This window comes from Agromyces sp. P1_H4 (assembly GCF_056405255.1).
In genome coordinates, this window is the sequence record NZ_JBFUCL010000635.1 from 1 (window position 1) to 505 (window position 505).

The following is a 505-nucleotide window of genomic DNA, read 5'->3' on the forward strand; positions in this document are numbered from 1 at the left end:
GTGTGGCACGTCGCCGGGCCCGAGCGCTCCTACTCGGCGACGCATCGCCGCGAGGCGTGGGAGCAGACCCTGCGCGCCCATGGCGCCGAGGTGCCCGCCGCGCTCGTCGGCGACTGGTCGAGCGAGTCGGGCCACGCGATCGGGCTCGAGCTGGCGAAGGACCCCGAGGTCACGGCGATCTTCACCGCCAACGACCAGATGGCCCTCGGCGTGCTCCGCGCCATGCACGAGTCAGGACGGGCGGTGCCCGCAGAGGTCAGCGTCGTCGGGTTCGACGACATGGAGGAGTCGCGCAGCTTCTGGCCGCCGCTCACCACCGTGCGGCAGTTCTTCGGCGAGGTCGGGCGTCGCTCGGTCGAGGCGCTCCTCAGCGAGGTCGAGTCGGGCGAGCGCGAGGGCAGCACGCTCGTGGCGACCGAGCTCATCGTGCGCGAGAGCACCGCTCCCCCGCGCGCCTGAGCCGCGCCGTTCCGTGCACGCGCGCTGGGCGTCGAGTGGATGCCGA

The 505-nt window shown here is 73.5% G+C and carries 1 protein-coding gene; it reads left to right on the forward strand.

Going from position 1 to position 505, the window contains the following annotated elements:
- On the forward strand, window positions 1–459 hold a 459-nt coding region (locus AC1DY2_RS20515; RefSeq protein WP_476764087.1), incomplete at its 5' end, for a substrate-binding domain-containing protein.
- Window positions 460–505 lie beyond the last annotated feature (46 nt).